The organism is Isoptericola halotolerans (assembly GCF_013149785.1).
Classification (GTDB): domain Bacteria; phylum Actinomycetota; class Actinomycetes; order Actinomycetales; family Cellulomonadaceae; genus Isoptericola; species Isoptericola halotolerans.
The window spans coordinates 773,417-793,869 of the sequence record NZ_JABEZU010000002.1 but is presented as its reverse complement, the minus strand read 5'-3'; the positions used below and the strand labels follow the sequence as shown (position 1 = coordinate 793,869).

General features: G+C 71.2%; 20 protein-coding genes and 1 tRNA gene. 2 read left to right on the top strand and 19 right to left on the bottom strand.

The window, feature by feature from the left end:
- Nucleotides 1–42: 42 nt before the first annotated feature.
- The 13 genes from atpB to argS form a co-directional block, all read right to left on the bottom strand.
- A complete protein-coding gene (gene atpB, locus HDG69_RS11330) occupies nt 43–834 on the bottom strand; it encodes a F0F1 ATP synthase subunit A (protein ID WP_246256420.1) in 792 nt (263 codons plus the stop codon).
- Nucleotides 835–1,047: 213 nt separating this feature from the next.
- Entirely contained in the window at nt 1,048–1,533 is a 486-nt protein-coding gene (locus HDG69_RS11325; protein ID WP_171783869.1) for a Cg1360 family ATP-synthase-associated protein, read from the bottom strand.
- Nucleotides 1,499–2,734 carry an undecaprenyl/decaprenyl-phosphate alpha-N-acetylglucosaminyl 1-phosphate transferase gene (locus HDG69_RS11320; protein ID WP_171783868.1) on the bottom strand — a complete coding sequence of 412 codons (1,236 nt, stop codon included), beginning with the start codon at nt 2,732–2,734 and terminating at the stop codon, nt 1,499–1,501. Before HDG69_RS11320 ends, HDG69_RS11325 begins: the two co-directional genes overlap by 35 nt.
- Nucleotides 2,731–3,429, bottom strand: coding sequence for an L-threonylcarbamoyladenylate synthase (locus tag HDG69_RS11315; protein ID WP_171784052.1), 699 nt, complete (start codon nt 3,427–3,429; stop codon nt 2,731–2,733). The genes HDG69_RS11320 and HDG69_RS11315 overlap by 4 nt, the downstream gene beginning before the upstream one ends.
- Nucleotides 3,430–3,434: 5 nt before the next feature.
- The gene (gene prmC / locus HDG69_RS11310) at nt 3,435–4,427 is read right to left on the bottom strand and encodes a peptide chain release factor N(5)-glutamine methyltransferase (protein WP_171783867.1); all 993 of its coding nucleotides are present in this window, start codon (nt 4,425–4,427) and stop codon (nt 3,435–3,437) included.
- Nucleotides 4,420–5,523: a peptide chain release factor 1 gene (gene prfA / locus HDG69_RS11305; RefSeq protein WP_171783866.1), complete on the bottom strand. Its 1,104-nt coding sequence runs from the start codon at nt 5,521–5,523 to the stop codon at nt 4,420–4,422. Before prfA ends, prmC begins: the two co-directional genes overlap by 8 nt.
- A gap of 120 nt (nt 5,524–5,643) precedes the next feature.
- Nucleotides 5,644–5,850 carry a 50S ribosomal protein L31 gene (gene rpmE, locus HDG69_RS11300; protein ID WP_171783865.1) on the bottom strand — a complete coding sequence of 69 codons (207 nt, stop codon included), beginning with the start codon at nt 5,848–5,850 and terminating at the stop codon, nt 5,644–5,646.
- Nucleotides 5,851–5,968: 118 nt separating this feature from the next.
- Nucleotides 5,969–7,924: a transcription termination factor Rho gene (gene rho, locus HDG69_RS11295; RefSeq protein WP_343036392.1), complete on the bottom strand. Its 1,956-nt coding sequence runs from the start codon at nt 7,922–7,924 to the stop codon at nt 5,969–5,971.
- 296 nt (nt 7,925–8,220) lie between these two features.
- The gene (thrB, locus tag HDG69_RS11290; protein WP_171783864.1) at nt 8,221–9,165 is read right to left on the bottom strand and encodes a homoserine kinase; all 945 of its coding nucleotides are present in this window, start codon (nt 9,163–9,165) and stop codon (nt 8,221–8,223) included.
- Nucleotide 9,166: 1 nt separating this feature from the next.
- On the bottom strand, nt 9,167–10,273 hold the full coding sequence (gene thrC, locus HDG69_RS11285) for a threonine synthase (RefSeq protein WP_171783863.1): 1,107 nt from the start codon (nt 10,271–10,273) through the stop codon (nt 9,167–9,169).
- Nucleotide 10,274: 1 nt separating this feature from the next.
- Nucleotides 10,275–11,645 carry a homoserine dehydrogenase gene (locus HDG69_RS11280; protein ID WP_171784050.1) on the bottom strand — a complete coding sequence of 457 codons (1,371 nt, stop codon included), beginning with the start codon at nt 11,643–11,645 and terminating at the stop codon, nt 10,275–10,277.
- A gap of 118 nt (nt 11,646–11,763) precedes the next feature.
- Nucleotides 11,764–13,185, bottom strand: coding sequence for a diaminopimelate decarboxylase (gene lysA / locus HDG69_RS11275; RefSeq protein ID WP_246256596.1), 1,422 nt, complete (start codon nt 13,183–13,185; stop codon nt 11,764–11,766).
- A gap of 5 nt (nt 13,186–13,190) precedes the next feature.
- Nucleotides 13,191–14,858: an arginine--tRNA ligase gene (gene argS, locus HDG69_RS11270; RefSeq protein ID WP_171783862.1), complete on the bottom strand. Its 1,668-nt coding sequence runs from the start codon at nt 14,856–14,858 to the stop codon at nt 13,191–13,193.
- 117 nt (nt 14,859–14,975) lie between these two features.
- Here argS and HDG69_RS11265 point away from each other — a divergent pair.
- Nucleotides 14,976–15,048 (top strand) — tRNA-Arg (locus tag HDG69_RS11265).
- A 141-nt stretch (nt 15,049–15,189) separates the two neighbouring features.
- Here HDG69_RS11265 and HDG69_RS11260 read toward each other — a convergent pair.
- From HDG69_RS11260 to HDG69_RS11235, 6 genes are all read right to left on the bottom strand, one after another.
- Complete coding sequence (locus HDG69_RS11260) at nt 15,190–16,185, bottom strand: tyrosine-type recombinase/integrase (RefSeq protein ID WP_171783861.1); 996 nt, start codon at nt 16,183–16,185, stop codon at nt 15,190–15,192.
- Nucleotides 16,186–16,364: 179 nt separating this feature from the next.
- Nucleotides 16,365–16,571 (bottom strand): helix-turn-helix domain-containing protein, encoded by a 207-nt coding sequence (locus HDG69_RS19685; RefSeq protein ID WP_171783860.1) that lies wholly within the window; start codon nt 16,569–16,571, stop codon nt 16,365–16,367.
- Nucleotides 16,564–16,773 (bottom strand): helix-turn-helix domain-containing protein, encoded by a 210-nt coding sequence (locus HDG69_RS11250; RefSeq protein ID WP_171783859.1) that lies wholly within the window; start codon nt 16,771–16,773, stop codon nt 16,564–16,566. Before HDG69_RS11250 ends, HDG69_RS19685 begins: the two co-directional genes overlap by 8 nt.
- Nucleotides 16,770–17,894: an FtsK/SpoIIIE domain-containing protein gene (locus HDG69_RS11245; RefSeq protein WP_171783858.1), complete on the bottom strand. Its 1,125-nt coding sequence runs from the start codon at nt 17,892–17,894 to the stop codon at nt 16,770–16,772. The genes HDG69_RS11250 and HDG69_RS11245 overlap by 4 nt, the downstream gene beginning before the upstream one ends.
- 206 nt (nt 17,895–18,100) lie before the next feature.
- Complete coding sequence (locus HDG69_RS11240; protein WP_171783857.1) at nt 18,101–18,928, bottom strand: hypothetical protein; 828 nt, start codon at nt 18,926–18,928, stop codon at nt 18,101–18,103.
- A complete protein-coding gene (locus tag HDG69_RS11235) occupies nt 18,921–19,310 on the bottom strand; it encodes a hypothetical protein (protein ID WP_171783856.1) in 390 nt (129 codons plus the stop codon). The genes HDG69_RS11240 and HDG69_RS11235 overlap by 8 nt, the downstream gene beginning before the upstream one ends.
- An 814-nt stretch (nt 19,311–20,124) precedes the next feature.
- Between HDG69_RS11235 and HDG69_RS11230 the strand changes: the two genes are divergently transcribed.
- The gene (locus HDG69_RS11230; protein ID WP_171783855.1) at nt 20,125–20,388 is read left to right on the top strand and encodes a hypothetical protein; all 264 of its coding nucleotides are present in this window, start codon (nt 20,125–20,127) and stop codon (nt 20,386–20,388) included.
- Nucleotides 20,389–20,453 lie beyond the last annotated feature (65 nt).

Genomic DNA, 20,453 nt, shown 5'->3' with positions numbered 1-20,453 from the left:
CGGTGAGTAAGGGGGTGACGCCGAGGTGTCCGACCCGTGGGGTCAGTGCTCCTCCTCCAGCGACATGTTGATGTACACGGAGGCGAGAAGGGCGAAGATGTAGGCCTGGAGCAGCGCGACGAAGACCTCGAAGAGGGTGACGGCGATGGCACCGACGAAGGTCAGCGCCGCGATGGGCTTGAGCGCCGGTGTCGCCTCGAGCAGCAGGTAGTGCGTCGCGGCGAAGCAGAGCACGAGGATGATGTGCCCGGCCACCATGTTGGCCGTGAGACGCAGGACCAGCGAGGCCGGTCGGATGATGAGGATCTGCAGCAGCTCGATCGGCGCGAGGATCACGTAGATCGGCGCCGGCACACCGGGCGGGAACATGTTGGCCCGCAGGTAGCCGAAGAACCCGTGCTGACGGATGCCCGCGGCCCAGTAGGCCACGAAGACCCACAGCGCCAGGAGGATCGCCACACCGGCCACCGAGGTGCCCGCCAGGTTGAGGAACGGGATCACACCCGTGAGGTTGAACGCGAGGATCGTCACGAAGATCGTCGTGATCATCGGCACGTACCGGCGCGCACGCTCGGAGCCCATGATGTCCTCGACGATGTTCTTGCGGACGAAGTCCAGGATCATCTCGATGACGTTCTGGAACCGCCCGGGCACCAGCTTGGCCCGACGGGCCGCCAGCACGAAGATCGTCAGGAGGACGACGGCCGCGATGATCCGGATCAGGTGGATCCGGTTGAACTCGAAGGGCGTGCCCGCGAACAGGATCGCCTCGGGGAAGAACTCCGCGATCGATGGGGCGTGGAAGCCGCCGTCCTCGTCAGAGGCGGCGAGCAACGTGGGGGTCGCTGACGTGAACAGGAGGACTCCCGGTGGTCGTTAGGTCCGGTGCACACCGCAGGAGATGGCACGTCGTCGGACCTGGCCGTCATGGATTCAGGCACAGCCTACCGGATGATCACCCGTGCTCCGACACGCGGAGGGCCGATCAGCGGCAAGATCCTGCGACTTGTGAAAGAAAGCACGAAACCGCGGGTCACGCCGGGACGATCAGGGCTGCACGTACGGCATCCGCCCCCGCGCCACCGCACGGTAGTCGAGCAGCGCCGAGCCGATCACACCCACCAGGAGCACCGCACCGAAGACGTACGGGTCGTAGAAGTCGGCGCCCCGCAGGACCACCAGCACCACGAGCAGCACGACGATCTTGGCCAGCCACGCGCCCATCACGAACGCTGCCATCCGCGCCGGCGGCGCCCCCACGGTCCGCTGCATCGACCAGATCGTGGTCCCGCAGAAGAACGCGGCGACACCCGCACCCAGCGCGGCGCCCCACACCCCGGCCGGACCGACGACCAGGCCACCGACCAGGGCACCGAGCACCAGCAGCGACACGACCAGGACGAAGGTGTCGCGCATGGCACGCCGCAGGATCAAGCGCTCCTCGGCATGGACCTCCTCGAACGACCGCCCGGTCGCGACGGGGTCCGGCCCCGTCTCCTCAGGGCTGTCCGGGGCGGGAGGCTGTGCGGTCATGGTCCGACTCCTTGGGGTGCGGGTTCGAGGGGGGCGGGACGACGGGTGGCGCCGCCATGTGGGCCGTGGGCAGCGCGCCCGAGGCGACGTCGTCGTCGAGGAAGCGCCCTCGCGTCCGCAGCGGGCCCAACGTGAGGACGAGCGCCACGACGATCGCGACGAGCAGCCAGACGACGACCACCTGCCAGCGCCAGCGCACGAACGCCGCGGCGCCGAAGGCGAAGACGGCCGTCCAGACGTAGAGGATGAGGACGGCCCGGCGATGCGAGTGCCCGAGCGCGAGCATCCGGTGGTGCAGATGCATGCGGTCGGGCGCCATCGGCGACTTGCCGGCGGCGAGCCGCCGGACCACCGCCATCGTCATGTCCAGCAACGGCAGCACCACCACGGCCAGCGGGAGCAGCAGCGGGATGAACAGCGGGGCGCGCTGGGCGCCGGACAGCGCGTCGGTGATCGTCGGGTCGATCCGCCCCGTCACCGAGATGGCCGCCCCGGCGAAGACGAGCCCGAGGACCATCGACCCCGAGTCGCCCATGAAGATGTGCGAGGGATAGAAGTTGTGCGGCAGGAACCCGAGACACACGCCGACCAGAACGGCCGTCATCATCGCCGCGAGGCTCGAGAAGTCCGTCGGGCTCGCCTGCGTGGTGAGCGAGTAGGTGTACAGGAAGAACGCCGAGCCGCCGATCGCCACGATCCCGGCCGCGAGCCCGTCGAGCCCGTCGACGAAGTTCACGGCGTTCATCGCGACGACCACCACGAGGATCGTGACGAACAGCGACAACCTCGCCGACGGGATCGTGAGGCCCCCGGGCGTCGGCAACGACGTGAGCTGGACCTGGTTGAAGGCCATGAAGCCGGCAGCGAGCACCTGGCCGGCCAGCTTGGTCATCCAGTCGAGGTCCCAGACGTCGTCGGCCCACCCCAGCAGGCACACGATCACCGCTCCCCCGAGGATGCCGAGCACCTGCGGTTCGTCGGCCACCCCGTCGAGGAACGGCATCTGTCCGGCGATGAGCACGGCCACCACGAGGCCGAACAGCATCGCCAGCCCTCCCAGGCGCGGCGTCGGCAGCACGTGGACGTCGCGCGCCCGGACCGCGGAGATGGCGTTCGTCCGGGTGGCGACCCACCGAGCGCCAGGGGTGGCCAGGTAGGTCACCGCCGCGGCGATGAGCATGACCAGGAGGTAGGCCCTCACCCGGCGGGCACCTCGCTCGGGCCCGCTCCGGGCTCCTCGTCCGACCGCTCGTCCGGCTGCTCGCCGAGACCGAGCACGGGGGTGACCGCACGGAGCTCGTCCAGCGACACCGCACCCTCGCGCACCACCCGCAGGTGCTCCCCCGTCGCGTCGACGATCGTGGAGGCGACCCCGCCGGGCGCCGTGCCGCCGTCGAGGTAGCACCCCACGGCGTCTCCGAGCTGCTCGACGGCGTCGGACGCCTCGCGGGCGGCCTGCTGCCCGGTCCGGTTGGCGCTGGAGACGGCGAGCGGACCGGTGCGACGCAGCAGCGCGAGCGCGGCCTCGTGGTCGGGCATGCGCAGGGCCACCGTGCCGTGCGTCTCACCCAGGTCCCACTGGAGGGAGGGCTGTGCGCGCAGGATGATGGTGAAGCCACCGGGCCAGAACTCCTCGACCAGGGCGCGCGCCTCGTCGGGCACCTCGGTCGCGAGCCCGTCGAGGGTCCGCACGTCCGGGACCAGCACCGGGGGCGGCATCTGGCGCCCGCGCCCCTTCGCCGCCAGGAGGGCGGCGACGGCGTCGGCGTCGAACGCGTCGGCGCCGATCCCGTAGACGGTGTCGGTCGGGAGGACCACCAGGCCACCGCGGGAGATCGTGTTGACCGCCTCGTCGATGCCGGGGCCCCAGGTGTTCGCGTCGGTGACGTCGTGCACGCTGCTCACACGCCCCAGTCTGTCACGGTTCGCACGTCGCCCGGCGCACGCCCGGGGGCCCTGCCGACCACCATGCGCGGCCGCCCCGTGAGGTCCTGCCGGGTCCGCACCTCGGCGAAGCCCGCGGCCGCCACCATCGAGCGGGCGGCCTCGGCCTGCACCTCGGCGTGCTCCATGACGTAGAGCCCGCCCGGACGCAGGAGACGGACGGCCGCCGCCGTCACGCCGCGCGGCACCTCGAGCCCGTCGCCGCCCAGCCCGTACAGGGCGACGGGCGGGTCGTGGTCCGCGACCTCGGGGTCGTGCGGCACCGCACCCGGGGGCACGTACGGAGGGTTGGAGACGACGACGTCGACGGTGCCGTCGAGCGCACCCAGCGCGGTGCGCGCGTCGCCGCGCACCAGGTGCACGACCGACGCCGCTCCGCCGGGCGACAGCCTCGCGACGTTGCGCGCGGCCCAGGAGTGAGCCTGCTCGTCGAGCTCGACCGCGTGCACCGACGCCCCCGGGACCTCGGTCGCGACGGCCAGCGCGATAGCACCCGACCCGGCGCACAGGTCGACGACGACGGCGCTGCCGCGCTCGCGCACGGAGACGACGGCCGCGTCGACGGCGACCTGGGCGACCTCCTCCGTCTCGGGCCGGGGCACGAAGACCCCGGGACCGACGTGGAGCTCGAGGTACCGGAAGGCGGCGCGGCCCGTCAGGTGCTGCAGGGGTTCTCGCCGGGCACGCCGCTCGACGAGGCGCGCGAAGACCTCGGCGACCGGTGCACTGTCCCCGGTGCCGCCGTCGGACCCCTTGTTCCCGACCGGGTCGTCGAGCACGGCGAGACGGCGGAGCTCCGCACGGTCGACACCGAGGACGTGCGCCAGGAGGACCTCGGCGTCGACGCGCGGGGACGGGACGCCGGCGGCCGCGAGGGTGGAAGACGCCGTACGGAGCAGCGCCGTGGGGCGCTGGTCCACCGCCGCCCTGCTCGGCCCCGCCTCAGGCATCGCCGGCAGCGGCCAGCCGGGCCGCCTCGTCGGCGTCGATCGCCGACCGCACCACGGGGTCGAGGTCCCCGGCGAGCACGTGGTCGAGGTTGTACGCCTTGTAGCCCGTGCGGTGGTCCGCGATCCGGTTCTCCGGGAAGTTGTACGTGCGGATGCGCTCCGAGCGGTCGACCGTCCGGATCTGGGACCGGCGGATGTCGGCCGCGGCGGCGGCGGCCTCCTCCTGCCGGGCGGCCAGCAGCCGCGCCCGGAGCACGCGCATCGCCTGCTCCTTGTTCTGCAGCTGCGACTTCTCGTTCTGCATGGACACCACGATCCCGGTGGGCTGGTGGGTGATCCGCACCGCCGAGTCGGTGGTGTTCACCGACTGCCCGCCCGGCCCGGACGAACGGTAGACGTCGATGCGCAGGTCGTTCGGGTCGATCTCGACCTCGCCCGGGTCGTCGACCTCGGGAAACACGAGCACGCCTGCTGCGGAGGTGTGGATGCGTCCCTGCGACTCCGTGACGGGCACGCGCTGCACGCGGTGGACGCCGCCCTCGTACTTGAGGTGGGCCCACACCCCGTCGCCGGGGTCCTGCAGCACACCCTTGGACTTCACGGCGACCTGGACGTCCTTGTAGCCGCCGAGCTCGGTCCCCGTGGACTCGAGGACCTGGGTGCTCCAGCCGCGGCGCTCGGCGTACCGCAGGTACATGCGCAGCAGGTCGCCGGCGAAGAGCGCCGACTCGTCCCCACCCTCGCCGGCCTTGATCTCGAGGATCACGTCGCGACCGTCGTCGGGGTCGCGCGGGACCAGCACGCGCCGCAGCAGCTCCGCGGCGTCGGACTCCGCCTCGCGCAGTGCCGGCAGCTCGGCCGTGAGCTCGGGTGCGTCGTCGCCCGACATCTCGATGAGCTCGGCGGCCGTCGCGGCATCGTCACGCGCGGACGCCCACGCCCGGTAGGCGCCGACGACCTGGTTGAGCTCCGCGTACCGCCGGCCGAGCGTCCGCGCCCGGGCGGCGTCGGCGTGCACCGCAGGGTCGGCGAGCGCGCGCTCGATGTCGGCGTGCTCGGCCAGCAACGGCTCGGCCACCGCGAAGTCCTCGGTCACGTCGGCTCTTCTCTCTCGTCGTGGGGACCGGTGGGCGGGGAGACACGACAGCGCCGGTGGTCCGACGTCCGACTGCCCCTGGAGAGGTTGTCGGGCGGACCACCGGCGCTGTGCGGGGTGCTACTTCTTGCCGTAGCGCGCCTGGAACCGGGCCACGCGGCCACCGGTGTCCAGGATCTTCTGCTTGCCCGTGTAGAACGGGTGGCAGGCGCTGCACACGTCGGCCGAGATCTTGCCCGACTTCTCGGTGCTGCGGGTCGTGAACGTGTTGCCGCAGGTGCAGGTGACCTCGGTCGTGACGTACTCGGGGTGGATAGCCGACTTCATGATGCTCCTTGGTGTGATGCCGCCGGGTCGCCTCGCAGGACCGCGAGCCGTGAACCGGTCGACCGACGAACCATTGTGCCAGAACGCGTGCGCGCCAGGGCGTGTTCCCGGTGTGACGTCAGATGGTCTCGCCCGGGTCCCCGTCCGAGAGCCCTGCCGGCGTCGTCTTCTGCACGTGCAGGAGGAACTCGACGTTGGTCTTGGACTTCTTGAGCTGACCCAGCAGGAGCTCGATCGCCTGCTGCTGGTCCAGCGCCCCCATGACACGACGCAGCTTGTAGACGATCCCGAGCTCGTCCTTCGACAGCAGGATCTCCTCGCGCCGCGTGCCGGAACCGTTGACGTCGACGGCCGGGAAGATGCGCTTGTCGGCGAGGTTGCGGGACAGGCGCAGCTCCATGTTGCCGGTGCCCTTGAACTCCTCGAAGATCACCTCGTCCATCTTCGAGCCCGTCTCGACGAGCGCAGAACCGAGGATCGTCAGCGAACCGCCCTCCTCGATGTTGCGGGCAGCGCCGAAGAACTTCTTCGGCGGGTAGAGCGCCGCGGCGTCGACACCACCGGACAGGATGCGGCCCGACGCCGGCGCGGCCAGGTTGTAGGCCCGCGAGAGACGCGTGATGGAGTCGAGGAGCACGACGACGTCCTGGCCGAGCTCCACGAGGCGCTTCGCGCGCTCGATCGCGAGCTCCGCGACGATCGTGTGGTCCGAGGCGGGGCGGTCGAAGGTCGAGGCGATGACCTCGCCCTTGACCGTGCGCTCCATGTCGGTGACCTCTTCGGGGCGCTCGTCGACGAGCACGACCATGAGGTGGACCTCAGGGTTGTTGGCCGTGATCGCGTTCGCGATCTGCTGCATGATGATCGTCTTGCCGGCCTTGGGGGGCGAGACGATGAGGCCTCGCTGACCCTTGCCGATCGGGGCGACGATGTCGATCACGCGGGGGGTGAGCCGGGTCGCCTCGGGGTTCTCGAGCCGGAGCCGGTCCTGCGGGTACAGGGGCGTCAGCTTGGTGAACTCCGGGCGCTGGCGCGCCTCGTCCGGCGTCATGCCGTTGACGGTGTCCAGGCGCACGAGCGCCGCGAACTTGCTGCGCACGTTCTTGCCCGTCTGGCTGCCACCGGCGGGCGGCTCCTCGCCGTCGCGGGGCTGACGGATCGCACCGACGACGGCGTCACCGCGGCGCAGGCCCGCCTTGCGGACCTGGTTGAGCGAGACGTACACGTCCTTCGGGCCGGGCAGGTAGCCGCTCGTGCGCACGAAGGCGTAGCTGTCGAGGATGTCGAGGATGCCCGCCACGGGCAGCAGGACGTCGTCCTCGCGGACGTCGACGACCTCTTCCGGGCCCAGGTCGGGAGCGCCGGGTCCGCGTCCACCGGTGCGGCCGCGCTTGCGGTCGCGGCCACGGTCACGCCCGCGACGGCGACGGGACCCGTTGCGGTCCTGCTGGTCGGCGCGCTGCCGGTCGTTCTGGCCGCCGGCACCGCGGTCCTCGGACCCGGACTGCGCCGACTGGCCGGCCTGGCCCGACTGCTCGGAGCCCTGTGCCGGCTGCTGCCCACCCTGGTGGGCGTTCTGGCCGGACTGACGCTCGCCGCGCTGACGCTGACCGCGCTCGCGAGGGGCAGCCACGGCGTCGGCGAGCTCGGCGAGCCGCGCCTCCCGGTCGACGCTGCTCTCGCCGGTCTGCTCGCCCGACCGGCCCCCCGCCTCTCCGGTGGACCCGGTCGGCCGGGTGGCGCGACGACGTCGCTGGCCGGACTCGGTCGGGGCGTCGGTCCGGACCGCCGTCGCGCCGGCGGTCGCCGCGGCGACCGGAGCGGCGGACGGCGCCTGCTCGACGGTCGCAGCAGCGGGACGCTCGGTGGCGGGGCGCTCGGTGGCGGGCTGTCGCTGGGACGAGCGCTGGGACTCGGCCGCCGGAGCTCCGGCGCCACCGCTGCGTCGAGCCCGGATGGTCTCGGCAAGGTCGCCCTTGCGCATGCGGCTCGTGCCCTTGACGCCCATCTGGGACGCGAGCGCCTGGAGCTCGGCAAGCTTCATCGAGCTCAGGTTGTCGTTGGAGTTCGTCACGAAGGACCCTTCCCCCTCGTATGCGGTCCGGCGGGGTGAACCGCTCGGGCCGGGGTGGTGGGCGTCCGGGCACAGGGGGCGCCTGGACGCGGAACCTCACGTCAGTGGTACGACGACGTCGGCTGACGAGGTTGCTGTCGGCCTTCTGCACGGGATATCGGTGACGTTGACGCTGCCGCCGCGGCCTGACACTCCTCGGACTGCCACGACGCGCGAACTCGCGCGGAGCAGTGTGGGGTGGGTGCCGTCGTGGTCGATCCCGAAGGCTTGCCTCATGCTATCACTTTCAGGGTCCGCTACGGGCCGACGCTGCGACATGTCGCTCCGGTCGCATCGATCGCCGGGCGACCGACCTTCCAGCCACCGTCCGTGGCGCCGTCACGCCCGCCGCCGAGCAGCTCACCCAGCAACGCGTCGAGCGCCGGCTCCTGCTCGGCGGTGGCCAGGACCAGCACCGTCGGGCCCGCACCGGAGACGGTGGCCGCCAGACCCTCGGCCCGCAGGGCCCGCACGAGCTCGGTCGTCGACGCCATCACCTCGGCGCGGTAGTCCTGGTGGAGCCTGTCCTCCGTCGCGTCCAGCAACAGCTCAGGCCGTCGTGCGAGCGCCTCGACGAGGAGAGCCGCCCGACCCGCCGTGAAGGCCGCATCGGCGTGCGGGACCTGCTGCGGCAGCACACCGCGCGCGCGGCTCGTGGCGAGCCGCGCCTCGGGGACCAGCACCGTCGCACGGATCCGAGGGTCGACCTCGAGACTCACCGCCCGCGGCCCGTCGGCGCCGGACCATGCGAGCGTCGCACCACCCTGCAGCGCGGGGGCGGCGTTGTCCGGGTGCCCCTCGAACGCGGTGGCGATGCTGAGCATGGCCCGCGCGTCCAGGGCGTGCGGGTCGGCCAGCAGCCCGCGGGCGGCGACGATCCCGGACACCACGGCCGCGGCGGACGACCCCAGACCACGGCCGTGGGGGATGCGGTTCGTGCAGCGCAGGTGCACGCCCGTCAGTGGTGCGCCCGCTGCCTCGAGCGTGTGCTGAAGTGCCCGCACCACGAGGTGCTCGGCGCCGTCGGGAACCTCCCCGGCGCCTTCTCCCACGACCTCGACCCGCACGTCGTCGCTCGCGACGAGCTGGACCTCGATCTCGTCGTGCAACCCCAGGGCGAGCCCCATCGCGTCGAAGCCGGGGCCGAGGTTCGCGCTGGTGGCGGGGACCCGGACCAGCACGTGGTCGGCGCCGAGCCTCATCTCACTCCAGCCCGAGCGCGTCGGCCACCGACACGACGTCGGCCGTGACGCGGGTCGGGGTCACCTCGCCGCCGTCGAGCGTGCGCAGCGCCCACTGCGGGTCCTTGAGGCCGTGGCCCGTCACCGTGATCACGATCCGTGCGCCCGCCGGCACCAGGCCGCGCTCCGCACGGGCGAGCACGCCCGCGACGCCGGCCGCGGACGCCGGCTCGACGAAGACACCGACGTCGGCCGAGAGCACCCGGTGCGCCGCGAGGATCTGGTCGTCGGAGACCGCCTCGATGACGCCGCCGGAGTCGTCGCGCGCCGCCTCGGCCTGCGCCCAGGAGGCCGGGTTGCCGATCCGGATCGCCGTGGCGATCGTCTCCGGGTCCACGGGGTGCCCCTTGACGATCGGGGCCGCGCCCGCCGCCTGGAAGCCCCACATCGCCGGGGTGCGGGTGGCGACGGCCTGCGGCGCCGCGCCCGGGCCCTCGTCGCTGGTGGGCACGCCCGCGTACTCGCGGTAGCCCTTCCAGTAGGCCGTGATGTTCCCGGCGTTGCCCACCGGCAGCGCATGGATGTCCGGGGCGTCCCCGAGGGCGTCGACGACCTCGAACGCACCCGTCTTCTGGCCCTCGATGCGGTCCGGGTTCACCGAGTTCACGAGCTCGACCGGGTAGGCCTCGGCGAGCTTGCGCGCGACCACGAGGCAGTCGTCGAAGTTCCCGTCGACCTGGAGCAGCCTCGCGCCGTGGGCGATCGCCTGGCTCAGCTTGCCCATCGCGATCTTGCCGTCCGGCACCAGCACCGCGCAGGTCATCCCCGCCCGGGTCGCGTAGGCCGCCGCCGAGGCGGAGGTGTTGCCCGTGGACGCGCACACGACGACCTTCGCCCCGCGGCCGGCCGCCGCGGACATCGCCGTCGTCATGCCCCGGTCCTTGAACGAACCCGTCGGGTTCATGCCCTCGACCTTGACGTACACCTCGGCACCCGTGCGCTCAGAGAGCGCGGGCGCGGGGACGAGCGGGGTACCGCCCTCCCCCAGGGTCACGATCCTCTCGGTGACGTGGGCCGGCAGGCGGTCGGCGTACTCGGTGATGACACCCCGCCACTGGTGTGCCGGCATCTCAGACTCCCTCGACTCGCAGGACGGACGTGATCTGGCGGACGGGATCGAGCCCGTCCAGGGCCGCGACGGTGGCGGCCAGCGACGCCTCGCGCGCCGCGTGGGTGGTGATGACCAGGCGCGCGACGGGCTCGGTCTCCTCCGGCTCGACCTCGGCCGAGGGCTCGGACGCCGGTTCCGCCTCGAACGACGCCGTCAGCGCCTCGCTCTGGCGCACGGTGTCGATGGAGACGCCGTGGTCGGCGAGCACGCCGGCCACCTGGGCCAGCACGCCGGTGCGGTCCGCGACCTCGAGGCGGATCTGGTACCGCGTCACGGCGGCGTCCGCCGACAGCACCGGCAGGGAAGCATAGGCCGACTCGCGCGGTCCCTTGCCGCCGACGAGCCGGTCGCGCGCGGCGGACACCAGGTCGCCGAGCACCGCCGACGACGTCGGCCGGCCACCGGCACCCTGGCCGTAGAACATCAGCGGACCGGCGGACTCGGCCTCGACGAACACCGCGTTGAAGGCCCCCCGCACCGCCGCCAGCGGGTGGTCGGTCGGCACGAGTGCGGGGTGCACCCGCGCCGCGACGCCCTCCGAGGTCCGCTCGGCGATCGCGAGCAGCTTGAGCACGTAACCGGTGCGCCGCGCCCAGTCGACGTCGTCGCGCGTGATCGCCCGGATCCCCTCCCGGGCGACCTGGTGGATCGACACCCGCGTGTGGAACGCCAGCGAGGCCAGGATCGCGGCCTTGGCCGCGGCGTCGTACCCGTCGACGTCGGCGGTCGGGTCGGCCTCGGCGTAACCCAGCTCCTGGGCGCGCTTGACGACGTCCTCGAGATCGAGGCCCTGGCTGGTCATCTCGTCCAGGACGTAGTTCGTGGTGCCGTTGACGATGCCCAGCACCCGCTGGACCTGGTCACCGGCCAGGGACTCGCGCACGGGCCGCACGATCGGGATGGCCCCGGCGACGGCCGCCTCGAAGGAGAGGTCGGCCCGGGCCGCGTCCGCGGCCTCGAACAGGACGGGGCCCTGCTCGGCGAGCAGCTGCTTGTTCGCGGTGACGACGCTCGCGCCGCGCTCGAGGGCCCGCAGGATGAGCGTGCGGGCCGGCTCGATACCGCCCATCAGCTCGACGACGACGTCGGCCTCGGCCACCAGGGCCTCGGCGTCCTCGGTGAGCAGCCCGGACGGGATGCCCTCGCGCTCCCGGGACGCGTCACGGACCGCGATGCCGACGAGCTCCAGCGGTGCCCCGGCGCGGGCGGACAGCTCGGCGGAGTTCTCCAGCAGGCCCCGCGCCACCTCGGTCCCCACCACGCCGCAGCCCAGCAGGGCGACGCGCAGGGGACGATCCTCGGCGCGTGGGGTGCCCGACGGTGCAGGCACGGTGGGCGGGTCAGCTGCAGCAGGCACGAAACCACCTTGGTCGAGGTCGGGGAGGACGTGGCTCAGGATAGCCGCGGCCGACCTGCCGCGGGCCACCGTCCCGGATGGTGAGGACGGATCAGCCCTGGTCGAGCGCGAGCAGGTCCTCGACGGTCTCGCGCCGTACGAGGACCCGTGCGGCGCCGTCGGCGACGGCGAGCACCGGCGGGCGGGTCAGCGCGTTGTAGTTCGAGGCCATCGACCGCCCGTAGGCGCCCGTCGCGGCGACCGCCAGCAGGTCCCCGGCACGCACGTCGCCGGGGAGCATGACCTGGTGGACGACGATGTCGCCGCTCTCGCAGTGCTTGCCGACGACGCGGGCGAGCACCGGCCCGGCGTCGGACTCCCTCCCCACGATCTCCGCGTGGTAGTCGGCGCCGTACAGCGCGGGACGGATGTTGTCGCTCATGCCGCCGTCGACCGAGACGTACAGACGGGTGAACGTGGTCCCGCCGTCGTCGGCGTCCGACTCCGAGACGGTGACCGGCTTGACCGTCCCCACGGTGTACAGCGTCAGACCCGCGGGCCCGACGATCGCCCGCCCGGGCTCGATCGAGAACCGCGGCAGCGGCGTACCGAGCTCGTCCGAGACCTCCGCGACGGTGCCCGCCACGTCCTTCGCGATCCGCGCAGGATCCAACGGCACCTCCCCCGGCAGGTAGGCGATGCCGTACCCGCCGCCCAGGTCGACCTCGCCGACGAGCACGCCCGTCCGCGCAGCCAGGTCCGCCCGGAGCTGCAGCACGACCCGCGCCGCCGCCTCGAACCCCGACGCGTCGAGGATCTGGGACCCGATGTGCGAGTGGATCCCCAGCAGCTCCAGCTCCGGGCGGGCCACCACGGCCTCCAGGGCCGCGAGCGCCGGGGACGTGCCGCCGTCGGGCCCCGGGGCGACCGCGAGACCGAACTTCTGGTCCTCGTGCGCCGTCGAGATGTACTCGTGCCCGCCCGCGTGGACGCCCGTGGTGACGCGCACCATCACCGGTGCGGTCACGCCGCGGGACGCCGCGAGGTCCGCCACCCGCTCGATCTCCACGAGCGAGTCGACGATGAGGCGGCCCACCCCGGCGTCGAGCGCGGCGAGGACCTCGGCGTCGGACTTGTTGTTGCCGTGCAGCCCGATCGACGTGCCCGGCACGCCGGCACGCAGGGCCACCGCGAGCTCGCCGCCCGAGGCGGTGTCGACCCGCAGACCCTCCTGGGTGGCCCACCGCGCGACCGCCACGGTCAGCAGGGCCTTGCCGGCGTAGTAGACGTCGACGCCGGCGCCCACCTCGGCGAAGGCGGCCTCGAACGCGGTGCGATAGGCACGGGCACGCGCCCGGAAGTCCGCCTCGTCGAGCACGTAGGCGGGGGTGCCGTGCTCGGCAGCCAGCCCGCTCACCGAGACGCCCGCGACCTCGAGCTCGCCGTCGGTCCGACGCCGGGCGCCCGACGGCCAGGGCGTGCCCGCCGCACCCTGCCCGCCGGTCGGCAGCGCCGACGTCGGTGCCTGTTCCAGGCCGCTCACATCCGCTCCGGGGCGGACACGCCGAGCAGGTCCAGGCCGTTGGCGAGCACCTGGCGCACCGCGTCGTTGAGCCACAGACGGGTGCGGTGGACCGCCTCGACGGGCTCGTCGGGGTACGGCAGGACGCGGCACTCGCCGTACCACTTGTGGTAGTCGGCGGCGAGCGCCTCCAGGTAGCGGGCGACGCGGTGCGGCTCGCGCAGCTCCGCGGCCTGCGCGACGATCCGTGGGAACTCCGTGAGGCGGCCGATCAGCGCGGCCTCGGTCGGATGGTCCAGCAGCGCCGGGTCGAACGCGTCCGCGCCGTCGTCGTGGTGACGACGGACCTGGCGCTCCGCGGCGTTGCGGTCCACCGCGCAGGTGCGCGAGTGCGCGTACTGCACGTAGAAGACCGGGTTGTCGTTGGACTGCTTGAGCATCTCCTCGCCGGCAAGCTCCAACGGGGTGTCCGCCGGGTAGCGCGCCAGCGAGTAGCGCACCGCGTCGGCACCGATCCACTCGACGAGGTCGCGCAGCTCGACGATGTTGCCCGCCCGCTTGGAGAGCTTGGCGCCCTCGACGGAGACGAGCTGCCCGATGAGGATCTCGATGTTCCGCTCCGGGTCGTCCCCCGCCGCGGCGGAGATCGCCTTGAGGCGGTTGATGTACCCGTGGTGGTCGGCCCCGAGCAGGTAGATCTTCCCCGGGAATCCCCGGTCCTTCTTGGACAGGTAGTACGCCGCGTCGGCCGCGAAGTAGGTCGGTTCGCCGTTGGCCCGGATGAGCACCCGGTCCTTGTCGTCGGAGAAGTCGGTCGTGCGCAGCCAGACCGCACCCTCGCGGTCGTCGACGTGGCCCTGTTCGCGCAACCGCTCGACCGCCTGCTCCACCGCGCCCGACTCGTGCAGCGAACGCTCGGAGAACCACACGTCGAAGTGCACGCCGAAGGACTCCAGCACCTCGCGGATCTCCGCGAGCTGGACCCGGTAGCCGGACTCCCGGGCCAGCGCGAGCGCGTCGTCGTCGGGCAGGTCGACGATCTCGGGGTGCTCCGCCAGGACCTTCGCCCCCAGCTCGGCGACGTACTCGCCCCGATAGCCGCCCTCCGGCACCTCGGTGCCGCGGATCCGCGCGAGCACCGAACCGCCGAAGCGGTCCATCTGCGCACCGGCGTCGTTGACGTAGTACTCGGCCGTCACGTCGGCGCCGGCGGCACGAAGGATACGGACCATCGCGTCACCGAGCGCCGCCCACCGGGTGTGACCGATGTGCAGCGGGCCGGTCGGGTTCGCCGAGATGTACTCGAGGTTGATCGTCTGGTCGGCGAGCGCGTCCGTGCGGCCGTACACGGCGCCGGTCTCGACGATCGTGCGGGCGAGCTCGCCGGCGGCGGCGGCGTCGAGCGTGATGTTCAGGAAGCCCGGCCCGGCGACGTCCACCGCCTTGACACCCGGCGTCGCGCCCAGCCGGGACGCCAGCTCCTCGGCGAGCGCCCGCGGTGCGACACCCGCCTTCTTGGCGAGCTGCAGCGCCACGTTCGTCGCCCAGTCGCCGTGCTCGCGCTGCCGGGGTCGCTCGACGTGCACGGACGCCGGCACGGCGTCGGCAGGCAGGTCGAGGGAGCCGTCGGCCACGGCCGAGGTGAGGGCAGCGCTGAGTGCTCGGGAGAGCTCGTCGGGTGTCACCGGACGATCCTATCGGCCCGACGACGGCCCTCCGCCTCCTGTTTCCGACCTGAGGCCCCGCGGTGATAGTCTCGGTGACCGTGCCGAACGATCGCTCTGCGGTCGATGTCGGCGCCCGCGCCTGTAGCTCAGTGGATAGAGCGTCTGCCTCCGGAGCAGAAGGTCGGGGGTTCGAGTCCCTTCAGGCGCACCGTCACGAAAGAGGGCGGCCTCGTTGATGCGAGGCCGCCCTTTTCGTTGCTGACATCGCCGCACACACTCTTCATTTCTGACTGCGGGCCCGTCCTCGTGCCCGCCACGGTGCCCGCCAGACGTGCTGAGCGGGGGTCCTTCACGCGGTCTTGAACCACACGTCCAACTGCTTGGCTGCCCTGGTCAGCGCGTCGTCATGCGCCCGGGCGTATCCGTTCGTGACGGTCAGGTCATGGTGCCCAGCCATCTCCCGGACGACGTGCGGGGGCACACCCGCCGCGAGGCTGTTCGTGATGAAGCACGCCCGCAGGTCGTGGATGCGAAAGCCCGGGTACCCGAGCCCTCGAACCGTCTCGGTCCAGCGAGTCGCCCGCGCGAACGTGTTCCGCCGGATCGGACGCGGCACCTCCCCCGAGCGCACCGACACGAAGACCAGCTCATGCGATCGACGGCCGTCGACCATCGACGCCAACACCGTCCGCAGGTGCGCGGGGATGACTGTCACACGCTGCCGACCACCCTTCGGTGCACCCCACACGAGGGAGCCGTCCCGGGTGCGCCCCGCAGGCACAGGACCGTCGTCGCGCGTCACCTCCGTGACCGCCTGCCGAACATGGAGCGTCCCGGCCGCTGTGTCGACGTCCCCGCACCGGAGCGCCGCGAGTTCCCCATACCGGAGCCCTGACCCGGCCGCGAGATCCGCCATCGTCGCGTACGGGTCGCCCGCCACACGGCGGATCGTAGCCACCAGGGCCCGCACCTGGCTCGGCGTGAGGGTCTGACCGACCCGACGAGCCCGACGAGCCGCCAAGTCCCCTACCGGACGACGAGCGTCGCGCGCCGGGTTCGCCCGAAGCAGCCCGTCCCGGACCGCGACGTTGAGGACAGCACTGAGCGCAAGACGCGCCTGCCGGACCGTCGACGGGCCCGCACCCTCAGCAGCCCACGAGGCCATCGCGCGCTCGACGTCCCCGACCGCGAGGTCACCGAGCGCGAGCCCGCCGAGTGTCGGCAGCACCCGCGCCGCGTACCCCCGGCGGTAGTGGTCCAGAGTCTTCGGAGACAGACGCGACCGCAGCACCGGCTCCGCCCGCTCCCAGAGCCCTGCGTCCGCAAGCCGCAGCCGTTCAACCACGACGTCTCGACCACGAGCCGACAAGGCCGCCTCCCGCTCCCAGGCCAGGGCCTCACGGCGCGTTCTAAACGTCTTCTCGACCTCCCTGCGCTCACCATGAGGCGGATATGTCCAGGCCCGCGCTCGCCACACGACACGGGCACTACCGTCGACTCCGAGGCGGGTACGCTTCGTCACGCTCACGCAGAGGTCACCCGCCCGCGGGACTCGACATACGCGTACACGTCGTCGGCCGCCCAGCGCCAAGCCCGCCCCACCTTCCACGGACGCGGAATGCTGTCATCTCCACGTCGCGCGAGGTCCTGCAGCGTCCCTTCCGGCACGCGGAGCAGAGTCGCGACCTCGCCCTGGGTCAGGACAACCTGCCGCTCTCGCAGATCAGGCATCAGTACCGCCTTCCTGGTTGCTCTCCAACCACGCCTTCAGGTCATCGGGTGCGATTCGGAGTTGGTCGCCGACCCGGTAGGCAGGCAGGCCCCTCCCACGAACGAGGTGACGAACCTGCCACGTCGACACGTTCAAGACCGCCGCGACGTCGGACACTTTGAGCATGCCCTCGCAGTCCTTCTCGCCTCTCTTCTCGATCACGACGGCACCACATTCTTGTTCTCTCCCCGAACGACAGCGAGATAGTCGCCGTACTCCATAAGATTCGCCTTCGTCCACCGACCGCCACGACCAGGAACATCCACATATGCGACGCCAGGGCTCGCATATGTCATCCGCTCCGGCACGTCCTGCGGTGCCTGCGGATGGAGCATTCGGACCGCTTCCGGGGCATCCACACGCATCGAGACGCGTGTACCAAGGTTCGACCGCTCCGCGCCTCCGATGATCTCGGCGTCCATGCGCTGCGCAAGGATGAGGACTCTGACCCCGACCTTCGCCCCTTCCTGGACGAGGCGCTGAACACTGCGCTTGATCCTGGGTTGAACCCGCTCAGCTGGCTTGCGTGCCTGACCTGCGTCCTCCGCCATCGAAGCAGCGAGAACCCCCGGGTATTCCTCCAGCACGACCAAGAGCAAGGGTTCCTCCGCCGAGAATGCCTCGACCTTGTCCCGGTCACCCAGCGCCGCAATTCGCGCGTCCACGATCTCGGTCAGCCGGTGAAGCACTGCGGCTGCTGCTGACATATCTCGCGTCCCGCTGACCCGCAGGTCCGAAGCTGGGTGATTCAGCCAGGGCCTAAACAGGACGCCCGTAGGATCGACGCCGGTCACGATCACGTCATCACGGCCCGCGACGCCCCCGAGCAAGCTGTATGTAATGACACTCTTCCCAGAGCGCGTTGCACCCTGGAGGGCCACGTGGGAGGCGTCAACCCAGTCGTGCTCCCATGGCGAACCGTCTTCGAACACCCCCAACGCGACGCGCACGCCATCGCCCACCACGTACGGGTTCGTTGACACCCTCGTGTCGGACAAGGGGTCGGCGTCGACGACTGTCAGGCGCACCATTCCAGGTGACCGACCCGGCTCAATGCTCACCCGCACGGCGCCGAACGCTCCCGCCAGCGCGGCAGCCCGCGCGGAGTACTCCGCGATGGAACCACCCACTGGCTCGACCTCCAGGACCGCGTTGCCGTTGTTGAGGTCCACGTGTCGAACCAGAGGCACTTCTCTAACGCTGGCGCCGTGCTGGTCGCGCGCACGCCGCGTCAGGCCGGAGCGCTCGGCGACCTCCGGCCAGTCCCTCAGGGCCAGCTTCACGATGCGTCCGCCACGCCGTCCGAACCGGCGCCACAGCGTCAACCCGACACGCAAGCGGCGGAGCCCTCGCCGCAGCAGGCGCCGTAGCAGCACCAACAACGCGACCAGACCGAGCAGGCCCGCCACGATGTCCCGAGGAATGGACGTCGCCCACCTGTAGAGCAATGTGAGCGCGAGCAGGGCGAGCACGACACGTCCGATCGTTCTCACTGGGCCACCCCCCGCCAGTGGTGCGCAGTATCCGGGCCGGACTCCTGCAGGGATGCCCACGACCCCGTCTCGTTCTGGCCCACCATCGTCATCCGGTGCGCCCGCAAGGCCGCCGGTTGGCCGAAGAGGGAGCGGTCCCTTAGCGGCTTGGCCTGCACGTTAACCAGGATCAGGTCCAGATCCCGTCCCTCGACGAGACCGTTGACTGTGACCTCACGGTCTCCCGCTACAGCCTCCCAGTGGCAGACGTGAGCGTCGTCAGAGCCAGGTCTCATGACACGTTCCTGGCGGTTTGGATCGACCAGAACACGGGGCCAGCTACCCATCAATGGAGCCCCCATAGACACGGCCCACCACGCGTCAAAGCTCGCAGCTTCCATCGGCACCCCCGACGACGACGAAACGAGGTCCGTCGCGAAGCCGACCGCCTCGGCCAGCGGGTCGTCGCCCCACTCCAGTGAGCCGCGCCTTCCAACCACGACGTGCGAGCCATCACTCGTGACGTCTGGGCTCGCCTCGATGTACGCGTAGGTGTCAGTAGCTCCCATTCGCTCAGGGGTCCCATACGCACCCCAGGCGGACGCTTCGAGCAGCCCGCTGTCTCGATCGACCCCTGTGAGGCCTACAGCCCCGCAGTTGCGGGAGATGCTGACCACCACGCCATCTGGAAGTTCCTGCTCTGCAACGAAAGCCTCGGCCTGCCCCTGCGCCCCTTCCCCACCTCGGTCCAGGCCCGCCCCATAGGCGAAGGGCACGGCGACCAGCGCACCAAGCAGTGCGGCAACCACGGCAATCCAGACAGCCCGGACCTGCGCCTCAGGCATCCGAGGCACCCGCCGACCGAGGCGCCTTTCCTGCTGGCAGGTCGACGCTCCCCGCCACCCACGACTCCCGCAGCTTCTTATTCCGGTCGACCCGCACACTCACCACCAGGTCGCCAAAGGTCACCGGGGCGAACTTCGACGGAGCGGGCTGCGTCGCCGACCCCACCACCACCATCGCCGTGACGGTCTCCACCCGCCCCCACTCCTCGGAGGCATAGGCGACCTCGACACCCCAGAGCGGCAGCCCCGTGCCCTCCTGACGAGCCTGCACATCGCCGGAGCGCCACTGCCCCTCAGCATTCTTGAACCACTCCATCTCCGGCTCCACCACACCGGTCGCGACCATGTCCTGTCGCTTCCCATCCACCGCGTACGTCGGCATTCTGCGTCCCTCCTCATCTGTGCACGAGATCCACGTGAACCTCGTAGACCGAGCCGTTTCTCGGTTCCGCACAGACCCTCGCACACCCGTATGCCACGATCTCGGCGATGGGACCTGCTGCAATAGGCTTGTGAATACGGCATTGCGACGCATTGTCATATCATCTGTGCAGGTCAGGACAGTTAGTTGCCCCGTGCATCACGTCGATATTTTCTCACCGAATCTCCACATCGCGCACGACAGCCCAGGTCATAGCACTGCAAGCACAGCAGGTGCGAGGCAGGGGAAACGACGACTGAGGTCGCGCACCTCCATAGACCAGAGACCACCCATGGGTGGGCACCCCCCCCCCCATAACGCGCCCTCCCACGAGCACCCGCACCATCCATCAATCACACCCACCCATGGGTGGGTGATGCCCCATCATAGACACGTGACTAACTGTCCACATTGCTAATTGTCGGCCTACTGGAGTACCCATCACCCACCCATGGGTGGGTGGGGACCCATGGGTGGGTGGGGACCCATGGGTGGGTGTGGACCCATGGGTGGGTGGGGACCCATGGGTGGGTGTGGACCCATGGCCCCGACCACACGCACTCGGGTGGAACATGTGGTCGCGCAGCCCGGATCGCATGCCTACGGTCATCGCATGACGGAACGTCCAACCTCGCCACGAGAACTACGCGCTGCCGCACGAGCACGCGTCACCATCGATCAGCGACGGGGACGGCGTACGCCCGAGTGGTTGAAGGCACTCGCCCGAGGTCACGTAGCGTCCGCCGACGACGCTAGGACCCGCGGCGACGACCTGGTGGGCCGTACCAGCACGACGTACACCGTCACCGTCACCTACACCGGATCCCCGGACCCCGAGGACGACACCCTTGCCGTCGCGATCGGCGACTACCACGCCACGATCAGCGAGCACCCGCTCGGGCACACCGAAGTGGTCGCCACGCTCGACGAACCCACCATCGAGCGGGCCCTCTCCCGCGTCCTATCCGTCCTGCACGGCACGAGACTCCGCGACCCCATCACGCTCGAAGTCCGCCGTACTAGCACCAACCGCGACTAGAGTCCACAGCCCGTGACACCTCCAGGCGCATCATCGACGCATGGGCCCGGGAGGCTCCGATGAGC

Excerpts from the sequence above, each read along its gene's own strand:
- HDG69_RS11325 (WP_171783869.1), bottom strand. The coding sequence starts at position 1,533 with ATGACCGCACAGCCTCCCGCCCCGGACAGCCCTGAGGAGACGGGGCCG.
- prmC (WP_171783867.1), bottom strand. The coding sequence starts at position 4,427 with ATGCCTGAGGCGGGGCCGAGCAGGGCGGCGGTGGACCAGCGCCCCACG.
- rpmE (WP_171783865.1), bottom strand. The coding sequence starts at position 5,850 with ATGAAGTCGGCTATCCACCCCGAGTACGTCACGACCGAGGTCACCTGC.
- thrB (WP_171783864.1), bottom strand. The coding sequence starts at position 9,165 with ATGAGGCTCGGCGCCGACCACGTGCTGGTCCGGGTCCCCGCCACCAGC.
- thrC (WP_171783863.1), bottom strand. The coding sequence starts at position 10,273 with ATGCCGGCACACCAGTGGCGGGGTGTCATCACCGAGTACGCCGACCGC.
- HDG69_RS19685 (WP_171783860.1), bottom strand. The coding sequence starts at position 16,571 with ATGCCTGATCTGCGAGAGCGGCAGGTTGTCCTGACCCAGGGCGAGGTC.
- HDG69_RS11240 (WP_171783857.1), bottom strand. The coding sequence starts at position 18,928 with ATGCCTGAGGCGCAGGTCCGGGCTGTCTGGATTGCCGTGGTTGCCGCA.
- HDG69_RS11235 (WP_171783856.1), bottom strand. The coding sequence starts at position 19,310 with ATGCCGACGTACGCGGTGGATGGGAAGCGACAGGACATGGTCGCGACC.